Origin of the sequence: Candidatus Microbacterium colombiense, assembly GCA_029203165.1 — a bacterium.
Lineage (GTDB): Bacteria > Actinomycetota > Actinomycetes > Actinomycetales > Microbacteriaceae > Microbacterium > Microbacterium colombiense.
In genome coordinates this window covers 3,502,837-3,523,488 of sequence record CP119308.1, presented here as the reverse complement: position 1 = coordinate 3,523,488, position 20,652 = coordinate 3,502,837, and the positions used below count along the sequence as shown (strand labels likewise).

17 protein-coding genes are annotated in these 20,652 nt (G+C 68.9%); 13 read left to right on the top strand and 4 right to left on the bottom strand.

Features of this window, described 5'->3' with window-relative positions; genetic code table 11:
• Positions 1 to 57: 57 nt before the first annotated feature.
• The 9 genes from P0Y60_17150 to P0Y60_17110 all read left to right on the top strand — a co-directional run bounded on the left by P0Y60_17150 (position 58) and on the right by P0Y60_17110 (position 14,191).
• Positions 58 to 4,449, top strand: coding sequence for a SpaA isopeptide-forming pilin-related protein (locus tag P0Y60_17150; GenBank protein ID WEK61006.1), 4,392 nt, complete (start codon positions 58 to 60; stop codon positions 4,447 to 4,449).
• A 10-nt stretch (positions 4,450 to 4,459) separates the two neighbouring features.
• Complete coding sequence (locus tag P0Y60_17145; GenBank protein ID WEK61005.1) at positions 4,460 to 6,058, top strand: SpaH/EbpB family LPXTG-anchored major pilin; 1,599 nt, start codon at positions 4,460 to 4,462, stop codon at positions 6,056 to 6,058.
• 7 nt (positions 6,059 to 6,065) lie between these two features.
• Positions 6,066 to 7,052, top strand: coding sequence for a class C sortase (locus tag P0Y60_17140; GenBank protein ID WEK61004.1), 987 nt, complete (start codon positions 6,066 to 6,068; stop codon positions 7,050 to 7,052).
• 526 nt (positions 7,053 to 7,578) lie between these two features.
• Positions 7,579 to 8,178: a LuxR C-terminal-related transcriptional regulator gene (locus P0Y60_17135; GenBank protein ID WEK61003.1), complete on the top strand. Its 600-nt coding sequence runs from the start codon at positions 7,579 to 7,581 to the stop codon at positions 8,176 to 8,178.
• Between the two features lie 65 nt (positions 8,179 to 8,243).
• Positions 8,244 to 9,428 carry a thiolase family protein gene (locus tag P0Y60_17130; GenBank protein ID WEK61002.1) on the top strand — a complete coding sequence of 395 codons (1,185 nt, stop codon included), beginning with the start codon at positions 8,244 to 8,246 and terminating at the stop codon, positions 9,426 to 9,428.
• A gap of 300 nt (positions 9,429 to 9,728) precedes the next feature.
• Positions 9,729 to 11,228, top strand: a complete 1,500-nt coding sequence (locus P0Y60_17125) for a CoA-acylating methylmalonate-semialdehyde dehydrogenase (GenBank protein WEK61001.1) — start codon at positions 9,729 to 9,731, stop codon at positions 11,226 to 11,228.
• A 26-nt stretch (positions 11,229 to 11,254) separates the two neighbouring features.
• Entirely contained in the window at positions 11,255 to 12,436 is a 1,182-nt protein-coding gene (locus P0Y60_17120) for an acyl-CoA dehydrogenase family protein (protein ID WEK61000.1), read from the top strand.
• A complete protein-coding gene (mmsB, locus tag P0Y60_17115; protein ID WEK60999.1) occupies positions 12,433 to 13,338 on the top strand; it encodes a 3-hydroxyisobutyrate dehydrogenase in 906 nt (301 codons plus the stop codon). Before P0Y60_17120 ends, mmsB begins: the two co-directional genes overlap by 4 nt.
• A 76-nt stretch (positions 13,339 to 13,414) precedes the next feature.
• Positions 13,415 to 14,191 (top strand): enoyl-CoA hydratase-related protein, encoded by a 777-nt coding sequence (locus P0Y60_17110; protein ID WEK60998.1) that lies wholly within the window; start codon positions 13,415 to 13,417, stop codon positions 14,189 to 14,191.
• Between the two features lie 94 nt (positions 14,192 to 14,285).
• On the opposite strand, the gene P0Y60_17105 is transcribed toward P0Y60_17110, so the two are convergent.
• From P0Y60_17105 to P0Y60_17095, 3 genes are read right to left on the bottom strand one after another with little or no spacing between them, the layout of a single operon-like run.
• On the bottom strand, positions 14,286 to 14,729 hold the full coding sequence (locus P0Y60_17105; GenBank protein ID WEK60997.1) for a YdeI/OmpD-associated family protein: 444 nt from the start codon (positions 14,727 to 14,729) through the stop codon (positions 14,286 to 14,288).
• A complete protein-coding gene (locus tag P0Y60_17100) occupies positions 14,726 to 15,196 on the bottom strand; it encodes an SRPBCC family protein (protein ID WEK60996.1) in 471 nt (156 codons plus the stop codon). The genes P0Y60_17105 and P0Y60_17100 overlap by 4 nt, the downstream gene beginning before the upstream one ends.
• Position 15,197: 1 nt before the next feature.
• Positions 15,198 to 15,734: a MarR family transcriptional regulator gene (locus P0Y60_17095; GenBank protein ID WEK60995.1), complete on the bottom strand. Its 537-nt coding sequence runs from the start codon at positions 15,732 to 15,734 to the stop codon at positions 15,198 to 15,200.
• Positions 15,735 to 15,873: 139 nt separating this feature from the next.
• Between P0Y60_17095 and P0Y60_17090 the strand changes: the two genes are divergently transcribed.
• The 3 genes from P0Y60_17090 to P0Y60_17080 are packed head-to-tail and all read left to right on the top strand — an operon-like array spanning position 15,874 to position 19,245.
• Positions 15,874 to 16,650: an electron transfer flavoprotein subunit beta/FixA family protein gene (locus P0Y60_17090; GenBank protein WEK60994.1), complete on the top strand. Its 777-nt coding sequence runs from the start codon at positions 15,874 to 15,876 to the stop codon at positions 16,648 to 16,650.
• 1 nt (position 16,651) lies between these two features.
• Positions 16,652 to 17,620 carry an electron transfer flavoprotein subunit alpha/FixB family protein gene (locus P0Y60_17085; GenBank protein ID WEK60993.1) on the top strand — a complete coding sequence of 323 codons (969 nt, stop codon included), beginning with the start codon at positions 16,652 to 16,654 and terminating at the stop codon, positions 17,618 to 17,620.
• 2 nt (positions 17,621 to 17,622) lie between these two features.
• Positions 17,623 to 19,245 carry a cytochrome b/b6 domain-containing protein gene (locus tag P0Y60_17080; protein WEK60992.1) on the top strand — a complete coding sequence of 541 codons (1,623 nt, stop codon included), beginning with the start codon at positions 17,623 to 17,625 and terminating at the stop codon, positions 19,243 to 19,245.
• A 174-nt stretch (positions 19,246 to 19,419) separates the two neighbouring features.
• Here P0Y60_17080 and P0Y60_17075 read toward each other — a convergent pair whose 3' ends face one another.
• Entirely contained in the window at positions 19,420 to 19,926 is a 507-nt protein-coding gene (locus P0Y60_17075; protein WEK60991.1) for a GNAT family N-acetyltransferase, read from the bottom strand.
• 103 nt (positions 19,927 to 20,029) lie between these two features.
• On the opposite strand from P0Y60_17075, the gene P0Y60_17070 reads away from it, so the two are divergent.
• Positions 20,030 to 20,617: an acyl-CoA thioesterase gene (locus P0Y60_17070; protein WEK60990.1), complete on the top strand. Its 588-nt coding sequence runs from the start codon at positions 20,030 to 20,032 to the stop codon at positions 20,615 to 20,617.
• The last annotated feature ends 35 nt before the right edge of the window (positions 20,618 to 20,652 follow it).

Here is a 20,652-nt window from a genome sequence, read left to right as displayed (position 1 = left end):
TATGCAGTCTCCTATTCCGGGGCGCTTCTACTCGCGCGCCGCGGACGGGGAGAAGAGATGCAGAAGCGACCTGGGGATCAGCGAGCGCTGACGGGGATGACGACCGACGGGTCCTGGGCGCGCGTCGTTCGCGCAATCGTGGGGATCGTCGCCGTCCTCGCGGTGGGTATCGGGATGCAGACCCCGAGCGCCGCGCGTGCTGATGCCAGCTCGCAGCCTTCGATGAGCATCACGGCGCTCACTCCCTCGTCGCAGGCATCCGGCGTCGCGTTCGGCTACAACGTCACCTACGCGTGCAGCAACGTCAACGCCGATCCCTGCGCGGAGAACCCGGTGATCCGGATCCCCCTCGGTGCCGCGGCCGGGATGGACGTGAAGGTCGGTGCGAACGCACTCATCCGCAACTGGTCGATCGTCGCCGGTGTGCTCGTGATCGAACTCGACGATCTCGTGCAGGGCACATCGGGCAACGTCGGCATCACGATCACGCCGCCGAACCACACCACGCCGAACGGAACGAACTGGACGCTCACGCCCACCATGACGTTCAGCGACGGAACCCCCACCGTCACGGCACCGGGTGTGACATCGACGGCGACAGCCCAGCCATCCATCGATGTTCGCAAGACGAGTGACGTGGCCTTCTACGTCCCGGGCGCCACGGTGAACTACACCCTGTGGTGGGATTGTCCGCTGGCAGCGGGTTCGACCGGGGTCGAGGACCTCACGAAACTCGTGCTGGTCGACACACTCCCGGCAGGTCTCACCTATGCCTCCAGCTCTCCTACCGGAGCGGTGGTTGCCGGGCAGACCGTGACGTTTACACTCACTCCCGCTCAAGTCGGTGAGCGGTGTTCCCAGGGGAATGGACTCGCTGTTCCGGTCACCGTGTCTGCGAAGGTGAATGCGAACGTGGCCGACGGGACCGTTCTGGTCAACACTGTGAGCGCCACGGGCACCTCCCTCAGCAACAGGACGGTGACGAGCAGTGCATCGGCGAGCATCACCGTGGTTGCATCCCTGCCCGGCGCGACCGTGTCCAAGCTCGGTTACGGACCGCTCCTCAACACCGTCGGCGATGGTGCGTACGACCTCAATCTCAATGGCTACCGCTCTGCGACGTACCCGGGTGCCTGGCTCGGCCGGGGGGTCGCGGCAACGCCCTCGCCCTCGGCCTATGTCTTTCCCTCATCGGCAACCGACTTCCGGATCGAGGCCGTGTACAGCATGCGGGTCGACCTACCCGCATCCGGGATGCAGTTCGCGCTCACGGATCCCATGCCCTGCAACACGAACGTGTCCGGGGCGCTCTATTCCAGTTACCCGGTCGGAGGCACGCTCTGCACGGATCCTGCTTTCAACCCGACCCTCATCACGATCGACACGCGCGCCGGCGCCGGCGGGGTAGGGGTGCCCGACGCGCTCGTCGTGCGTGCCCGCCTGATCGACGGCTCGGTGATCGACCTCGATCGGGGGGGAGACAGCGGCGAGGCGCAGGCGAACGGGCCGTCGTTCCGCACCTATCGGGTTCCGAACAGCGCGGTGGGCAGCGTCGCGGAGCTGATCTTCCCGCGCACTGCCGGGATGACCAGTGCCAGAACCGACATCTATGTCGGCGGGTATGTGGATGAGGCCCGCAGTGGCGGCAACGTGATCCGCAATCGCGGTGGCGTGAATTCCTATCTCGTCGGGGATGCGGCCGCGTTCGCTACCGGAACGACGTCGATCGGCAGCATCTACGTCAAGCAAGGGCCGCAGATCGGGGTGACGAAGTACTACGTCCCGACCGACAAGGGCTTCCAGTTCTCGAGCGAGACGTTCCTGCCGGGGCCGACATCCGGCGACCTCACCTACACCGACACGTTGCCGGCCGGATGGACGGTGACGGGACCCGTCACCGCACGCGTCTGGAAGTACGGGACGAGCTCCTGGACGATGAACCTCGGAATCACATCGACGACGTCGATCGATCCTGCCACCGGCCGGACTATCCTGACGGTCACGGTTCCGAAAACCACGATCAACGCGCTCCTACGACCGGGCCCGTTGGGTGACCGTCTCCGCTTCGAGATCCTGGTCCCGTCCGTCCCGCCGTTCCCCGGCAACTACAGCAACACGGCGACGGTGAATCTCTCCGATCCTCAGACCGGTGACATCTGCACGACGGGAACCCGAGTCGCCGGAACCGCGGGTGCGGGCATGGCGTGTTCAGCGACGACGAACTTCACCGTCAACCCTGATCCGATGTCGGCTGCAGTGCGTGTCACCAAGTCCGTCCGCGGCAGTCTCGACACCGCTTTCAAGACCTTCCCTGCCATCGGCTACGTGGCCGCGGCCGGGGGAGACGCGACTTTCCGTCTGGGGTGGACGAACAAGAGCATCGCGAGCATGAACGGCGTCGTCGCGTACGATCTCCTCCCGCGGGTCGGCGACACCGGCACGGTCGCCGGAACGCTCCAGCAGCAGCGGGGGAGCACGTTCCGCCCCACATTGACGAGCATCTCTGCGCTACCTGCCGGCATGACGGCGTACTACTCGACGTCGGTCAACCCCTGTCGTGCGGAGGTGCTTCCGAACGCCCAGAACCTCGGGTGCGCCGACGACTGGATTGCCATGCCGGCGAGCCCTGGTGCGACCTTGCTGTCGAGCGTGCGTGCACTGAAGTTCGTCTCCACGACGACCTACGCGTTCGATCAGGGCTTCTCGATCGATATCGGGATGACGACGCCGCCGCTCGCGAACGCGAGCGACGCCGCCTGGAACACTTTCGCCACCGCGCAGAAGAATGCCGCGACGGGACAGACCCTTCCTCCGGTCGAGACGGCACGTGTCGGCATCTCCCGCCAGGATTTCAGCCACATCACCATCGACAAGATCGTGGACAAGGCGACCGCGAACGTGGGGGACACCCTGACCTACACCGTGACGGCCGTGAACGACGGCGGCCGCGACCTCACCGACATCACCCTGCGTGACACGCTCCCGGCCGGTGCGACGTTCGTGTCGGCGTCGGGCGGTGGGGTGCACGCCGGAGGCGTCGTGACCTGGAACCTGGCGAACATGCCACTCGGCCAGCTGTACAGCTTCACGGTGGCCGTGCGCGTGGCGCAGGACGGGGCGACCCTCGTCAACCGCTGGGGCGTTGACGGGGAGACACCGGTCACTCCGTTGCACCCCTGCGTGGCACCGAACGCGAATCACGAGTCGTGCGCCACGACGACCGTTCCCGCCGTTGCGCTCACCTTCGGCAAGACTGCGGATCCGGTGGCGGGAACCATGGTCAAGCCGGGCGACACGGTCACCTACGCCGTCACTGTTTCCAACGCGACGGCGAACACATCGACCGGGGGCGAGGTCACCGATGACATGTCGGAGGTGCTCGACAAGGCCACGCTCGTGACGCCGCCGGTGGTGACGTGCGCGCCGACGGCCAACTCGTGCGGTGAAGTTCAGTACGCGGCGGGCGATACCGGATTCACCTGGTCGTCCAGCCCGACCGCGCCGCTCGCGGGCAACACGGTGGCCACGATCCGCTACACCGTGAAGGTCGACGACGATGCGACAGGCACGCTGAAGAACCTCCTCGTCGAGCCGGGCGTCGTGGTCGAGCATCCGATCCTCACCGTCGACAAGACCGTCGACAAGGGAGATGGAGCGCTCGTCAACCCGGGCGACACCGTGAAGTACACGCTGACGATCACCAACAGTGGAGCCGTGGCGAGCAACCCGTTCTCGGTGTCCGATGATCTCTCCGACGTCGTGGACAACGCGACGTTCGATGATGCATCCATCGTCGTCACTCCCGCGATCGGCAGCGCGGTGTTCGATGCCGCGACCGAGCGGCTCACTTGGACCGGGGCGCTGACTGCGGGCCAGACCGTGCGGGTGTCGTACACCGTCACGGTGAACGACGACGCCCATGGGGAACTGCGCAACGTGTTCCTCGACAAGACCGTGGTGAACCCGCTCTCCGGTTCTCTCCGGTGGGACAAGGTCGATGACTCGCCCGATGCGGGGCTGCTGGCCGGCGCGGAATGGACGCTCCGTCAGCTGATCGACGGCGAACCGCTCGGTGCATCCCTGACGATCGTCGACTGCGTTCAGACGCCGTGCGGCGGACCGGACAAAGACCCGGTGGCCGGGCAGTTCCTCGTGCCCGGACTGATCCCGGGTGGATATCAGTTGACCGAGACCAAGGCGCCGGTCGGCTTCGTGCTCGACCAGACTCCCCGCACTGTCATCGTGCGAGGAGATGTGCAGGTCACCGTGCTCGACGACATCGTCAATCGGCAGCAGACGACGCCGCAACTGCCGTTCACCGGCGGCACGGGGACCGACGCACTCCTGGTGCTCGGAGCCGGTCTCCTGCTGCTGACACTCGGACTCCTCATCGCACAGCATCGTCGCCGACGCCGCACCACGACCACATCGCCCACCGGCGATGCATGAAAGGACTGACATGACTCTCACGACTGCGAACCCCCGCGTGCGTGGAGTGGTGGCGCTGAGCGCCGCCCTCTCGCTCGGGGCTCTGGGTGTGCTCACCACGGCGGCGGCCGCGAACGCCGCGGCGATCGACCCCGACCAGACGGGATCGATCACGATCCACAAGTTCGCCAACCCCGGCAACGGTGCGGCGAATCCCGACGGCACCGGCACTCAGCCCGACAGTGCTCCGATCGCCGACGTCGTCTTCGAGTACTGCCTGATCGACGGCGTCGACCTCTTCGACGGATCCAATGCCGGGTGGGATGTGCTCAACGCCATTACCGCCGCGCAGAAGAAGGCCGCGCAGACCGGGTCGACGCTCGCCGGTCTCGACCTCACCGGTTGCCAGACCGTGACCACGGGCGCCGACGGCACGGTCTCGACTCCGACGCTCGCCACCGGGCCGTATTTCGTGCGCGAGATCGATGCCCCCGCCGGTGTCGTGGCTCCCGCCACGCCGTTCCTCGTGACGATCCCGACGCCGGCCGTCAACGAGGGCGTCGACGGCGCCCCGCTGGACGGCGAGTGGGTCTACGACGTGCACGTGTATCCGAAGAACACGGTGGCCGAAGGTCCTCGCAAGAACATCGTCGGACAGGAGGAGAACGGGGCTGCCCTCGGTGCGCCGATCGACTTCCAGGTCACGACCAAGGTCCCCGCGCTCGGTGACGGCGAGACCTATGACCGGTTCGCGCTCACCGACACGCTCGACGCGGCGCTCACCCCGAACACGGCGCTGTCGACGGTGACTGCCGTCGTCGCTGGCGGTGCGGCCTTCGTGCAGGGCACCGACTACACCCCGGCCTGGTCGGGGCAGACGCTCACGGTCACGTTCACCGCGGCGGGGCTGGCGAAACTGCAGGCCGGAACGAACGTCGTGATCGGATTCGAAGCGGCGGCGAACACCGTCGGCGAGATCCGCAACATCGCGTACGTGAACGTCAACGATTTCGAGCTCACGCCGGGTACCCCGAACGGCCCCGGTGGCTCGCCGACGAACGAGACGAGCACCCGCTGGGGCAACCTGACCGCCAAGAAGGTCAACGCGGCGGACGACGCCGACGGCCTCGCCGGGGCGCGGTTCGAGATCTACCAGGGAACGACGGATGCCGCCGGCTGCATCGCCGACATCGGCACCCTCGCTGCGGTCACGGAGCCCGGCGCCACCACGCCGCTCGTGGTCTCGTCGGCCGCTGACGGCTCCGTCGTATTCCCCGGTCTGTGGATCGGCGACACCGAGCTCGAGGTCGCCGCCGACGGCACGGTCACCGACGTCAACGAGCCGGGCCACGACTACACGGAGCGCTGCTACGTGCTGAAGGAGATCGCCGCTCCCGCCGGCTTCGTGCTCCCGGTCGGCGCCGCCGCCCTCACCGAGGTCGTGGTCGCCGCCGGTGACAACGGCACCGTCGCGCTGATCGACATCCCGAACACGCAGCAGGGCGTTCCGACCCTGCCGTTCACCGGAGCCGATGGCCAGCTCGCGCTGACCATCGCCGGCATCGCGCTGGTCGCGATGGCGCTCGGCGGAGTGCTGGTCTCCCGCCGACGCCGCTCAGCAGACGTCTGAGCGGCCCATGATCGTCCGGGGCGGTGGTGTCGAGGCCGCCGACCCGGACTCTTTCGCGCCGCGGAGCGGAGACGCCGTGACGAACGGTGAGCGGAACACTCGCACAGACAGGGGGCGTCGGAGCTCGGCGATCCTGCGCATCGTCACGGGACTCCTCGCGCTCGCCGGAGTGGCGGTGCTGCTCTACTCGCCCGCGGCGAGCTGGCTCTCGGCCTACAACCAGTCGCTGATCGTCGACGGGTACCGCGCGGATGCCGCCGACGCCGATCCGGGGCCGGCCGCGCAACTCGAGGAGGCGCGTCGGTACAACGCCGCGCTCTCCTCCGGGGCGCTCGTGGGGGCCGGTGCGAGCGTGCCGACGAGTGATGCGGCCACCGACCTCGGCTTCGACTACGACAGCATCCTGCACACGCGCACCGGGGTCATGTCGCGCATCCAGATCCCCGGGATCGACGTGGATCTGCCGATCTACCACGGCACGGACCCGGCGACCCTGCTGCGCGGTGCCGGTCACCTGGAAGGAACCTCCCTCCCTGTCGGGGGAGAGGACACCCACGCGGTGATCACTGCGCATCGTGGCTTGGCCGATGCGACGATGTTCACGGATCTGGATCGCATGCAGCGGGGCGACCGGTTCACGCTGACGACCTTCGGCGAGGTGCTCACCTACGAGGTGGTCGAGATCGCCGTCGTGGCTCCGTCCGACACCTTGAGCCTTCAGGCGGAGGCCGGGCGCGATCTCGTCACGCTCGTGACCTGCACCCCGCTGGGGATCAATTCCCACCGCATCCTCGTAACCGGCGAGCGCGTGACACCGACCCCTCCTGCGTCGTTGCTGGGGGCGGGAGCCGCATCCGGAGGGCCCGGTTTCCCCTGGTGGATCCCGGTGTTCCTGGCATCCGTCCTGGTGGTCGCGCTGTACGTCGGCCGGGGCTTCCGTCGTGCGTCTCGCCGTGCTTCCCCAGAAGTAGGGGATTCGGCGGCAACCGCGTGAGGAAGGCGATGTTCGCACGTCTCCTCTTCAGGAGTGCACGCCCGGTGCGTTCCGGTGAGACCGGGGAAGCACACGGATCGACGTGAGACCGATCGACGACATGCAGGCGATCAGAGCATCCGAGGTGGCGGCAGTGGCGCCGTCGACTCGGGCGCCGACGCGCGTCGCGGACTGCTCGGGAAAGCAGCCCGCGTCTGGGGGGACGCGCAGGAGCGCCGGAGGGAGCCGGGGGGCTTCCTCCGGCGTGTTTCGGCGTATGCGCTTCTGTCGCCCCTACTTGCGGGGGAATGCGCGTCGGTTCCTTGTGACGTGTCGTACGCGACGGTAACCCTTGACTGGCGGCAGGTTCGCCGACACAGGGTCTTTCCTCCCCGGAGGCCCTCAGGCTGCGGGGAGAGCGATCCCCCCGCAGCCTTCTTCTTGGGGTCGGCCCGCAGATCGGGGATTCGGGCCGAAGAAAGCAGACAAATTGGGGAACGGGAGTCGAATGGTCGTGTGTGTGGGAATCGTCGATGATCATCGGGCGATGCTTCTGGGGACGACGGCGATCATCAACGGCCATCCGGGACTGCATGTGGTCGCGGTGGGAAAGACGGTGGCGGAGCTCGTCGCCTTCCGGCAGCGGATGGACGTGATCCTGCTGGGGTTGACGCTGTCGGACGGGTCGACGCCATCGCAGAACATCGCGGCGCTCTCGTGGACCGGAGCCCGGATGCTGGCCTACGTCGGAGACGAGCAACCCGTGCTCATCCGCGAAGCCGCGCGGGCAGGTGCCGTCGGGGTCGTCAAGAAGTCCGACGAGGCGCCGCAGTTGGTCGCCACGCTCCGCGCGGCCGCCCGGGGGCAGCTCACGCCGGGCGCGGACTGGGCTGCGGGCATCGGCAGACCGGAGGCGATGCCGGCGCGCGTGAACCTCTCGACGCGAGAGGCCGAGGTGCTGGCGCTGTACGCCGCCGGTGAGACCGCGGAGCGGGTGGCGCAGTCGCTGTTCGTGTCGCGGGAGACCGTGCTCGATCATGTGCGGCGGATCCGCGGGAAGTACGCGGCGGTGGGGCGACCGGCGCTCACCAAGGTCGATCTGTTCCGCCGAGCAGTCGAAGACGGGTTCGTGCAGCCCGACGCCTGAGTCGGGCGTCCCGACCGACCGCCGGACTCGAGCCCGCGGCCGTGCACAGGGCGCACAATGGGGGCATGACTACACGCAGCGAAGCGGTTCTGGTCGATGTCGTCCGCACTCCGGTCGGGCGGGGCAAGCCCGGAGGTGCGCTGTCGGCGGTGCATCCGGTCGATCTCGCTGCGGGAGTCTTGACCGCGCTCCTGCAGCGCAGCGGGCTGGAGTCTGCGCAGATCGACGACGTGCTGCTGGGATGCGTGAGCCAGGTCGGCGAGCAGTCGATGAACATCGGACGCCAGGCGGTGCTCGCGGCCGGCTTCGACGAGCGAGTGCCTGCGTCGACGATCGATCGGCAGTGCGGATCGAGTCAGCAGGCGGTGCACATCGCGGCGCAGGGCATCATCGCCGGGGCGTACGACATCGTGATCGCCGGAGGAGTGGAGTCGATGAGCCGCGTGCCCCTCGGCTCGTCGGCGGCCGGTGCATCGCCCGTCTCGCCGCGGCTCCGGGCGCGGTATCCGGACGGGCTGGTGAACCAGGGGGTGTCGGCCGAACTCATCGCCCAGCGCTGGGGGCTCGCTCGCGATCAGCTCGACGCCTATGCGGCGGAGTCCCACCGGCGTGCGGCGGCGACCTGGCAGGAGGGATTCTTCGATCGCACCGTCGTCGCCGTGCCCGAGGCGCCGGGGGCGACCTTCGACGAGACGGTCCGTGCGGGAACGACCGCCGACGGCCTCGCCGCTCTGTCGCCCGCCTTCCGCACGGAGGCGATGGTCGCCCGGTTCCCGGAGCTGGACTGGCGCATCACCCCGGGAAACTCCTCGCCTCTGACCGACGGCGCATCGGCCGCGCTGCTCATGAGCGCAGAGCGGGCCGAGGTGCTGGGCCTCGTGCCGCGTGCGCGATTCCATGCGTTCACGGTGGTCGGTGACGATCCCCTGATGATGCTCTCCGGTCCGATCCCGGCGACGCGCAGGATCCTCGAGAACACCGGACTCTCGATCGACGATCTCGACGCCTACGAGGTCAACGAGGCCTTCGCCTCGGTGCCGCTGGCGTGGGCGTCGGAGGTGGGGGCCGACCCCGCGAAGCTCAATCCGCGCGGGGGAGCGATCGCGCTCGGGCATGCGCTGGGCTCGTCCGGCACGCGGCTGCTGGGAACGCTCGTCGATCATCTCGAGGCCACGGGAGGCCGATACGGGCTCCAGACGATGTGCGAGGGCGGTGGCATGGCCAACGCCACGCTCATCGAACGTCTCTGATCGCTCTCTGAACCTCCGAAGACGGAGAAGACCCCCGCCGACCCGATTCGGCGGGGGTCTGTGCGGTGTGGGCACCGCGGCGGGAGCTGATCGCTCTCCGCGGCGCGGAAATCCGTGACTACCCGTCCGGTCTGAGTCTCTCCGCGCAAGTGCAGTTGTAATCGATCGATGTGGCCGCTCGGTGAACGGACGGCGAACGCGCTTCTTCGGCGACGAAAGTGCAAGGACGTCCTAGTAAATCTGCGGACGTCGGAGTAAAGTCGTCATAGTGCCAATGAAGGCACGAAGGGACATCACAAAATGACTCGTACTATCCCGCATTTCGTGGGCGGATCGCATCTCACTCCGGATGCCGGACGCTTCGCCGACGTGTTCGACCCCAGCACCGGCGCCGTGCAGGCGCGTGTGCCGCTGGCCTCGGCCGACGAGGTGCGCAAGGTGATCGCGAACGCCGAGACCGCTCAGGTCGAGTGGGCGGCGACCAACCCGCAGAAGCGGGCTCGCGTGCTGCTGCGCTTCCTCGATCTGGTGCAGCGCGAGATGACGCCGCTCGCAGAACTGCTCGCGAGCGAGCACGGCAAGACGGTCGACGACGCGAAGGGCGACATCCAGCGCGGGCTCGAGGTCATCGAGTTCTCGGCGGGCGCCCCTCATCTGCTCAAGGGCGAATACTCGACCGGCGCCGGCGCGGGCATCGATGTCTACTCGATGCGTCAGCCCCTGGGCGTGGTCGCGGCGATCACGCCGTTCAACTTCCCCGCCATGATCCCGCTGTGGAAGGCGGGACCGGCACTCGCCGCGGGCAACGCCGTCGTGCTCAAGCCGAGCGAGCGCGACCCCTCTGTTCCCGTGCGGTTGGCGGAGCTGTTCCTCGAGGCCGGACTCCCGGCCGGAGTGCTCAACGTCGTACACGGAGACAAGGAGGCGGTCGACGCGTTGCTCACCGATGACCGCATCCGCGCGGTCGGTTTCGTCGGCTCGACGCCCATCGCCGAGTACATCTACGCCACCGCGGCCGCGCACGGCAAGCGCGCCCAGTGCTTCGGCGGTGCGAAGAATCACATGATCGTGATGCCCGATGCCGATCTCGATCAGACCGTCGATGCCCTGATCGGCTCCGGCTACGGATCGGCCGGCGAGCGCTGCATGGCGATCTCGGTCGCGGTGCCGGTCGGTCAGCAGACGGCCGATGCCCTGGCCGCGAAGCTCGTCGAGCGCGTGACGCAGCTGCGGATCGGCCCGTCTCTCGCAGCCGATGTCGACTACGGACCCCTCGTCACGCGGGCGGCGGTCGAGCGGGTCGAGGGATACATCCAGCAGGGGATCGACGAGGGCGCCACGCTGCTCGCGGATGGTCGCGGCTTCACCGTCGCCGGGCACGAGGAGGGCTTCTACCTGGGGCCGACGCTGTTCGATCACGTCACGACCGACATGGCGATCTATCGCGAGGAGATCTTCGGCCCGGTGCTCGTGATCGCCCGGGCGGCCGACTACGAGGAGGCGCTGCGCATGGCCTCCGAGCACGAGTTCGGCAACGGTGTCGCGATCTTCACGCGCGACGGCGACACGGCGCGCGACTTCGCGGCCCGCGTCGAGGTCGGGATGGTCGGGGTCAACGTGCCGATCCCCGTGCCGATCGCGTATTACACGTTCGGTGGATGGAAGCGCAGCGGCTTCGGCGATCTCAACCAGCACGGAGCCGACGCGTTCCGCTTCTACACGAAGACCAAGACGGTGACCAGTCGCTGGCCGTCCGGCATCCGCGAGGGCGCCAGCTTCGTCATCCCCACCATGCACTGATCGCCACTCGCGCAAGGACACGAGACATGACCATGATGACGACGACCACCACAGCGGAGGAGCGCGAGGCGATCCTCGGCGCCGTCCGCGAGTTCGCCGAGACCGAGCTCGCCCCGTTCGCCGCCGAGCGCGATGAGAAGCACCTCTTCCCGCGCGAGTCGCTCGGGAAGGCCGGCGAGCTCGGCCTCGGCGGCATCTACGTGCGCGAGGAGTCCGGCGGCACCGGACTCGCCCGCGTCGACACCGTCGCGATCTTCGAAGAACTCGCCCAGGGCGATCCGGCGGTCGCGGCGTACATCTCGATCCACAACATGGTGGTCTGGATGATCGACACCTACGGCAGCGCCGAACAGATCGACCGCTGGCTCCCCGGCCTCACCGCGATGTCGGAGTTCGGTGGGTATTGCCTGACCGAACCGGGCGCCGGATCCGACGCGGCGAACATCGCGACCAGCGCGGTCCGTGACGGCGACGACTACGTGCTCACGGGTGTGAAGCAGTTCATCTCGGGCGCCGGCGAGGCTGCCGTGTACGTCGTGATGGCGCGCACCGGGGAGCCGGGTGCCCGCGGCATCAGCGCTTTCCTGGTCGCGGGAGATGCCGACGGGCTGAGCTTCGGAGCGCTCGAGAAGAAGATGGGATGGCACGCCCAACCCACGCGACAGGTCGTGCTCGACGGGGTGCGGGTGCCGGCATCCGCTCTGCTCGGCGAGGAGGGTCGAGGGTTCGCGATCGCGATGTCGGCGCTCAACGGCGGGCGGCTGAACATCGCCGCCTGCTCGATCGGCGGCGCGCAATGGGCGCTCGACCGTGCCGTGCAGTACGTGCACGAGCGTGTGGCCTTCGGTGAGGCGCTCGCCGAGAAACAGTCGATCCTGTTCGCGATCGCCGACATGCGCACTGATCTGCAGGCCGCCCGGCTCATGGTGCGTGACGGTGCCGAAGCCGTCGACGCGCACGCGCCCGATGCCACGATGCGCTGCGCGATGGCCAAGCGGTTCGCCACGGATGCCGGCTTCGACGTGGCCAACCGCGCGCTGCAGCTGCACGGTGGCTACGGGTATCTGCAGGACTACGGCATCGAGAAGGTCGTGCGCGACCTGCGGGTGCATCAGATCCTCGAGGGCACGAACGAGATCATGCGGCTGATCGTCGGTCGGGAGATGCTGCGGCCCTCCGGCTCGCAGTCGATGCGGGGCGCATCATGACCGCGTCGGCATCCCCGATGGTCGTCGCGTTCCTGGGCCTCGGGCACATGGGGCTTCCGATGGCGAGGAACCTCGTCGCGGCCGGGCACGAGGTGCACGGATTCGATCTGGTGCCCGCGGCGATCGACGCGGCCCGGGCAGCCGGCATCCCGATCTCCGCGACCGCGGCCGCAGCCGTCATCGAGGCCGACGTCGTCGTGACGATGTTCCCCGCCGGCCGGCACGTGCTCGAGGCGTACCGCGCGGAACTCCTCGCCGCCGCGCGACCCGGCACACTCTTCATCGAGTCGTCGACGATCGCTGTCGACGAAGCCCAGGAGGCCCACGCGCTCGCGCTCGCCGCGGGGCATCGGCACATCGACGCCCCCGTCTCGGGCGGGGTGGTGGGCGCCGAGAACGGCACGCTCGCGTTCATGGTCGGCGGGTCGGACGAGGATTTCGCCGCTGCCCTCCCGCTGCTCGACATCATGGGTAAGCGGATCGTGCACTGCGGTGGTCCGGGGCTCGGCCAGGCGGCCAAGGTCTGCAACAACATGGTGCTGGCGGTCTCGCAGATCGCGGTCGCCGAGGCCTTCGTGCTCGGTGAACGGCTCGGCCTGGAGCATCAGGCCCTGTTCGACGTGGTCTCTCAGGCATCCGGTCAGTGCTGGTCGATCACGACCAACTGCCCCGTGCCCGGTCCCGTGCCGACGAGTCCCGCGAACCGCGACTATCAGCCGGGATTCGCCGGTGCCCTGATGGCGAAGGACCTCGGGCTCGCGCTCCAGGCGATCGAGCAGACCGGGACCGATGCGCGGATGGGGCGGCTCGCCCAGCAGCTCTATGCCGCCTTCGCCGCGGGTGAGGGCGCGAGCAGGGACTTCTCCGGCATCATCACCGACATCCGCGGGGACAGGGTGTGAGCGCGACGGCGACCGTGGCACAGTGGACGCCGGAGATGTCCACGACGGAGATGTCCATGATCGAGAGGGCCGCACGATGACCGAGTACGAGACGATCCTGGTCGAGCAACGGGGCCGCGTGGGGTGGATCACCCTGAACCGCACGGAGGCGCTGAACGCCCTGAACAGCCTGCTCGCCGAGGAGGTCACGGCTGCCGCGCTCGCGTTCGACGCCGACGACGGGGTGGGAGCGATCATCGTCACCGGGTCGGAGAAGGCGTTCGCCGCGGGCGCCGACATCAAGGAGATGGAGGGGATGACCGGGGGCGAGATGCTCGCCACCGATCACTTCGGCGTGTGGCACGAGTTCGCCGCGGTGCGCACTCCGGTCATCGCCGCCGTCTCGGGCTTCGCGCTGGGCGGCGGATGCGAGCTCGCGATGATGTGCGACATCATCCTCGCCGCCGACACGGCGCAGTTCGGGCAGCCCGAGATCAACCTCGGCGTGATCCCCGGGATGGGCGGCACGCAGCGGCTGATCCGAGCGGTCGGGTACTACAAGGCCGCCGAGCTCGTGCTCTCCGGTCGGTTCATGGGAGCGGAAGAGGCCGAGCGTGCCGGGCTCGTGTCGAGAGTCGTACCGGCCGCGGATCTGCGAGCGGAGGCCGAGAAACTGGCCGAGACCATCGCCTCGAAGTCGCTGCCGTCGGTGTACGCCGCGAAGGCGGCGCTCGACGCGGCGATGGAGACCACGCTGGCCGAGGGCCTGGCGCACGAGAAGCGTGCGTTCGCGGCGCTGTTCGACACCGCGGATCAGAAGGAGGGCATGGCCGCCTTCCGGGAGAAGCGCGCGCCCCGGTTCGAGAACCGCTGATGCGCGGTTCACAACTCCTCAAGAACCTTCAGAGTTCGGGAGCATGGTGCCGAATCGGCGCTGATCTCCCATGATTCTGAGGAGTTGTGAACGCTCAGGCGCGGAGAGACTCGACGATCTTCGCGATCCGCCGCTCGCGCGTCGCCTCCTGCTTGGCCTCGGCGACACTCCGCGCGTGCTCCTTGCGCACGGTGTACGACAGTGCGTCGAACGCGGCGCGCACCGCGGGGTCGGCGTCGAGCGCTTCACCCAGTGCCGCGGGCACGTCGACCGTGCGCTCGGCGGCATCGACCCGGATCACGGCGTCGACCTCCTGCCCGATCTCGACGCCCAGGTCGGCACGCACGGCCTTGCTGAAGCCGATCATGTTCTCGCCGCCCATGCGCGCCACACGGAGCCGCGCCGTGTGGCCGCCGATCGTGACGACGACCGGAAACGCCTTGCCCCCGCCGAGGGCCGCGACCTGGTCATCGGTGAGCACGATCGCCGCCGCGGGGCCTCGACCGATCAGGACGGTATGCAGACGCAGTTCGCTCATGCCGTCAGAGTACGCCCGCGCCCCTCGACTTCGGCGGCGATGAGCTCATTGCGTTCGGCGATGAGCCGCTGCATGTACGCCCGCAGGAACATCCGATCGACTGCGCGCCCGATCGGGCCCAGCGGCGAGCGGAACGTCACGGTGTCGCGCTGGAGCGTCCCGTCAGGGTGCGGCTCGAACACGTGCTCGTGCAGGAAGGCGCCGAACGGACCGGCGATCTGGCGGTCGCGGAACCCGCGAGGTGGATCGATGTCGAACACCAGGGTGCGCAGGCGGAACGGGATGCCGAAGTGCCGGGCACGCCACGTCACGGTCGATCCCTCACTGAACCGACCTCCCGCCGGGGCCTCGATCATGGACTCGCCGTACCGCGCCATCGATCGCACGTGCAGCTCCGGATCGAGCGATGCGGCGAAGACGGCGGCCGGAGGCGCGGCGATCACGCGTTCGAGCTCGAACCGCGCCATGTCAGAGCGGCTCGGGGTGCGGGCGCGGATCGGTGAAGTCGCCGGCGTTGCGGCGCAGGCGCGCGACGATCGCGACGAGTTCGGCGGCATCGGCGCGGTTGATCCCGGTGTCGGCGAACACTCCCGTGTTCAGTGCCACGGTCGCGCGTTCCACGAGTTCTCGGCCGTCGTCGGTCAGAGCCAGCATCGCCGCGCGGCCGTCGTGCGGATGCGGCTCGCGCACGATCAGCCCGTCGCGCACCAGCCGGTCGGCTGTGCTCGTGACGGTCGTGGCATGCACCTGGAGCCGGGCCACCACGCTCGACAGGGGCAGTCGGCCTGCGCGGCTGAACGCCAGCAGTCGCAGCACCTCGTACCGCGCGAAGCTGAGGGCGAACGGCCTCAGCGCGGCATCCACCTGCGCCAGCATCAGCTGCTGCGCCCGCATGACCGAGGTGACGACGGCCATGCCCTCGGCGGCATCCGTCCATCCGTGCGCGATCCACTGCCGCTTCGCCTCGGCGAGCGGATCCACCGGGAGCGGTCGGGATCGGGTCACGCCTCTACGGTACCGGCGCCGGTCGGAGCCGGGCGGAGGGCGCGCGCCGGAAGGCGACGAGAGTGCTGGGCCGCCGTCGCACACATGCTGGCACTCAGTGCCGCGGGGCTAGAATCGTGAGAGTCGTGAGGAGCAATCGATGAAGATCGTCGTCCTGGTCAAAGAGGTGCCCGACACCTATGGTGACCGCAAGCTGAATCTCGAGACCGGACTCGCCGACCGCGGCGCCGGTGACGTGGTGCTCGATGAGATCACGGAGCGTGCGCTCGAGGTCGCGTTGAGTCACGCCGACAAGAACGAGGGTGTCGATGTCGTGGCGCTCTCGATGGCGCCCGAGACGTCGACGGCGTCGATCCGTCGGTCGCTCGCGATCGGTGCGGCATCCGCTGTGCACATCGCGGATGCCGAACTGGCCGGTGCCGACCTGGGCCTGACCGCTGAGGTGCTGGCGGCGGCGATCCGTCGTGCAGAACCCGATCTCGTGATCGCGGGCAACCTGTCCACCGATGGCTCCGGCGGAGTGCTGCCGGCCATGCTCGCCGAGCACCTCGGATACGCCCAGGCGACGGCGCTCTCCTCCGTCGAGATCACCGCCGACACGGTCGCAGGCACTCGCGCGGCGGATGCCGGAGCGCAGCAGGTATCGGCCGCGCTCCCCGCTGTGATCTCGATCACCGAGGCGTTGCCCGATGCGCGGTTCCCGAACTTCAAGGGCATCATGGCCGCGAAGAAGAAGCCCCTCGAGGTGCTCTCGCTCGCTGACCTCGGCGTCTCGGCCGATCCGGCCGCTGCGCCCCGCACGATCATGACGGCGGTCTCGGAGAAGCCGCCGCGCGCCGCCGGCGTGAAGATCACCGACGAGGGCGATGCCGGTCGGAAACTCGTCGACTACCTCGTGCAGAACAGGCTGGTGTGAGATGACGACCGAGAACCCGATCCTCGTCCTGATCGACGTCGACCCCGCCGGGGGCGCCGCGAGCAGCACCGCCGCACTGATCGGCGCGGCATCCACCGTGGGATCCCCGGTCGCACTCATCGTCGGCGGCTCCCAGACCGCCGTCGACCAGGCGGTCGCGGCGGGCGCCGCCACCGTGCTGACGGCGGAGGCGGACCCGACGGTGTTGACGGTGCCGATCGTCGATGCGCTGCAGACCGCGTTCGAGCGGGTGAAGCCGGATGCCGTGCTCGTGTCGAACTCGATCAGCGGGCGCGATGTCGCCGGACGCTTCGCGGTGCGCACGCGGAGCGCCCTGTCGGTCGATGCGATCGGCGTCTCCCGCGACGACGAGGGCATCGTCGCGCACCACTCCGTCTACGGCGGGGCGTACCTCGTGGACTCGGCCCCGACGTTCGGTGCGCCGGTCATCACTGTGCGACAGGGCGCGATCGAAGCGCGGGCGACCGCTGTCGCCGTTCCCGCGATCGACGCGCTCGACGTCGCGCCCTCCGGCGCCGCCGTGGCGACCGCCGGGGAGATCGCGGCGGTCGAGGTGGCGTCGTCCCGTCCCGAGCTGCGGGGCGCGACGCGCGTCGTGTCGGGCGGGCGCGGACTCGCGTCGAAGGAGAAGTTCGTGCTCGTCGAGGAGCTCGCCGATGCGCTGGGCGCCGCGATCGGCGCCTCGCGGGCCGCGGTCGATGCGGGATACATCCCGCAGTCGCACCAGGTCGGCCAGACGGGCGTCTCGGTCTCACCGCAGCTGTATGTCGCTCTCGGCATCTCCGGCGCGATCCAGCACCGCGCCGGCATGCAGACGTCGAAGACGATCGTCGCGATCAACAAGGATGCCGAGGCGCCCATCTTCGACGTGGCCGACTTCGGCATCGTCGGCGATCTCTTCACGGTCGTGCCCCAGGTGATCGCCGCTCTCGAGGCGCGGAAGAAGTAGCCATGACGACACGGATGCTGCGGCGCGGTCTGCCGCGCGTGGCCGGGGGAGATCTCTGGCCGCCGTCGGTCGAGGGTGCCGATGCGGTGGTGGGTGCCGCCGCCGTGGTGGACGTCGCGGCATCGGTGTCGGTCGCGGTGTCGGAGCCGGTACCGGCCGTCGAGCCGTCGCAGATTGATGCATCCGTCGTGACAGCCGTGGTGGCGCCGACGCATGCCGGTTCGGGCATTCGGCGCGGGCTGCCGCGCGTGCCCGGGGGTGAGGCCTGGCCGCCCGCCGGGTCTGTTTTGGCCGCCGCATCATCCGTTACGCCTGCCGCATCCGCGCCGGCGTCGGCATCGTCCGCTCCGGCCGTCGCATCCGCAATTCCGACAACTGCTCCGGCAGCAGCGCCTGTGTCCGCTCCGGCATCCGCACCGACCGCCGCTTCCGCAGCCGCTTCCGATACGGCCGGAGTCCGACGGGGACTTCCGCGGCGTGCAGGCGGAGAGCCCTGGCCGCCGGCGGGCACCGTCCCCGCTCAGGCCGGCCACCTGTCCGCCGCGGCATCCGATCTCGAAGTGCTGTCACCCGTCGCGCTGGCCTCGACCGATCCGGCCGCCGACCTCGCGGTCGTCGCGCCCCGCACGAGCGTGCTGGCCACCGACATCGACACGCCACTGCCCTGGGCCCGCACGGTGTGGAACGGTCGCGCCCCGCGGCGCATCGGCGAGGCGCCGGCATCCGCGCGGCGTCGTCCGACCTGGACGCAGGCCATCGCCGCACTGATGGGCGCCGCGGCGCTCGGCGTGCTTGCGGGAGCCGCGATCGCGTTCGTGCGCACGCTGCTGAGCGTGCCCGTGATGCAGGACTTCCTCACCGCCTTCCCCGGAGCGTACGAGCCGGCGATCGCCGTCGCGCCCGGCTTCGCGCCATGGGTCGGCTGGCAGCACTTCTTCAACGTGTTCCTCATGGTCCTGATCATCCGCTCGGGTCTGCGGGTGCGCTCGGAGAAGCGGCCGACCGTGTTCTGGGCGCCGCGTCACAACCCCAAGGGCAAGATCAGCCTCACGCTGTGGTTCCATCAGGCGCTCGACATCCTGTGGCTCGTCAACGGCGTGGTCTTCGTCGTGCTGCTGATCGTCACCGGCCACTGGGTGCGCATCGTGCCGACCAGCTGGGAGGTCTTCCCCAACGCGCTGTCGGCGGCGTTGCAGTATGTCTCCTTCGACTGGCCGACCGAGCACGGATGGGTCAACTACAACAGCCTGCAGCAGCTCGCGTACTTCACGACCGTGTTCATCGCCGCGCCGCTGGCCGCGATCACCGGGTTCCGCATGTCGGGCCTGTGGCCGAAGAAGGCCGAGCGCCTGTCGAAGGCCTACCCGGTGGAGTGGGCGCGGGCGCTGCACTTCCCGGTGATGCTCTACTTCGTGGTGTTCATCATCGGACACGTCGCGCTGGTGTTCCTCACCGGATTCCTGCGCAACCTGAACCACATGTACGCGTCGTCCGACGCCGTCGGCTGGACGGGCTTCTGGGTGTTCGTCGCATCGCTCGTGGTGATCGCAGGCGGATGGTTCGCCGCGCGGCCGCTGGTGCTCGCCCCGATCGCGAAGACGTTCGGCAACGTCTCCGGCCGCTGACCGCGGCATCCGCCGAGCAGCATCCGCCGAGCAGCATCCGCCGAGACCCCCGCACACCGCCGAGGCCCCCTCCCAGTCACGTTGCTGGGAGGGGGCCTCGATGCTCGGAGGGGGTCTCGGCGACGGCGACACCACCGGCGACACCGCCGCCGCGACCCCGACGCGACCGCGGGGTCAGCGCGTGAAGCGCACCTCGGTCAACGTCTCGCCGAGGAAGGGCTCGGTGTGCGTCGCGCCGTCGAGCGCGAAGCCGTTGCGCGTGTAGAAGCGGTGGGCACGGGGGTTGTCCTCCGCGACCCAGAGGTACAGCGGCTCGTCCTTCTGCACGGCGGCGTCGAACAGCTTCTGGCCGATGCCGGTGCCGTGCAGGGCGTCGAGCAGGTAGATGAAGTACAGCTCGCGGAACGCCGGGGCGTCTTTGTCGCGAGCGGGGCCGGAGCCGGCGAAGCCGACGATCTCGCCGTCGACGAGCGCGGCGTTCATGGTGAACTCGGGGCCCTGCGAGGCCCAGTGCGTCCACAGTTCGGCCATGCGGCGAGGCGATACCTTCTCCAGCGCGGCCTTGCTGATCAGGTGGTCGTAGGTCTCGTGCCAGCACTGGGCGTGCACGCGACCGAGGGCCTCCGCATCCACATCACGGACCGGACGGACGATGACTTCAGGCTGGGCTTCGGCGCTCATGTCGCGACTCTACGCGTGGCTTCCTGGATCAGGAAATCGAACGGATGCCGCACCGCGCCCCCTCGCGGCGCCTGGAGGAAACCGACAACTGTATTCACGATTCATGCGCTTCTGGCTACGATCGATCCTCGTGAACGTGATCTGGCGCACCCTCCTGGTGATCCTCGGCGCTCGGCGCCGCGTCCGTCGAGGCAAGACCCTCGACCCGAACGCCGTCGGCAGCATCCGCTTGACGACCCTCCCCACCGACATCGACATCCTGCGGCACATGAACAACGGCCGCTACCTGTCGCTGTTCGACCTCGGCCGGTGGGACCTGCTCATCCGCACGGGCCTGTTCGACGCGATGAACGAGCGCGGCTGGTACGCGGTCGTCTCGAGCGAGACGGTGACCTTCCGCAAGTCGCTCGAGCTCTGGCAGCGCTTCGAGGTGCAGTCGCGGTTCATCGGCCACGACGAGAAGGCGTTGTTCCTGGAGCACCGGGCCGTGGTGAACGGAGAGGTCTACGCCAAGGTCATCGTGCGGGCCCGGATGCTGCGCCGCAGCGGCGGCACCGTGCCGCACGACGAGTTGTTCGCCACCCTCGGCAAGCCGGAAGGACTGCCGGAGATCGACACGTGGATCCACGACTGGGCCGCGGCATCCGCACTGCCTCCGACGCGCACGTCCGCGCCGAGCGTCTGGAACTGAGCCCCCGCGGGCACAGCTACGGAGTTCACCGCCGC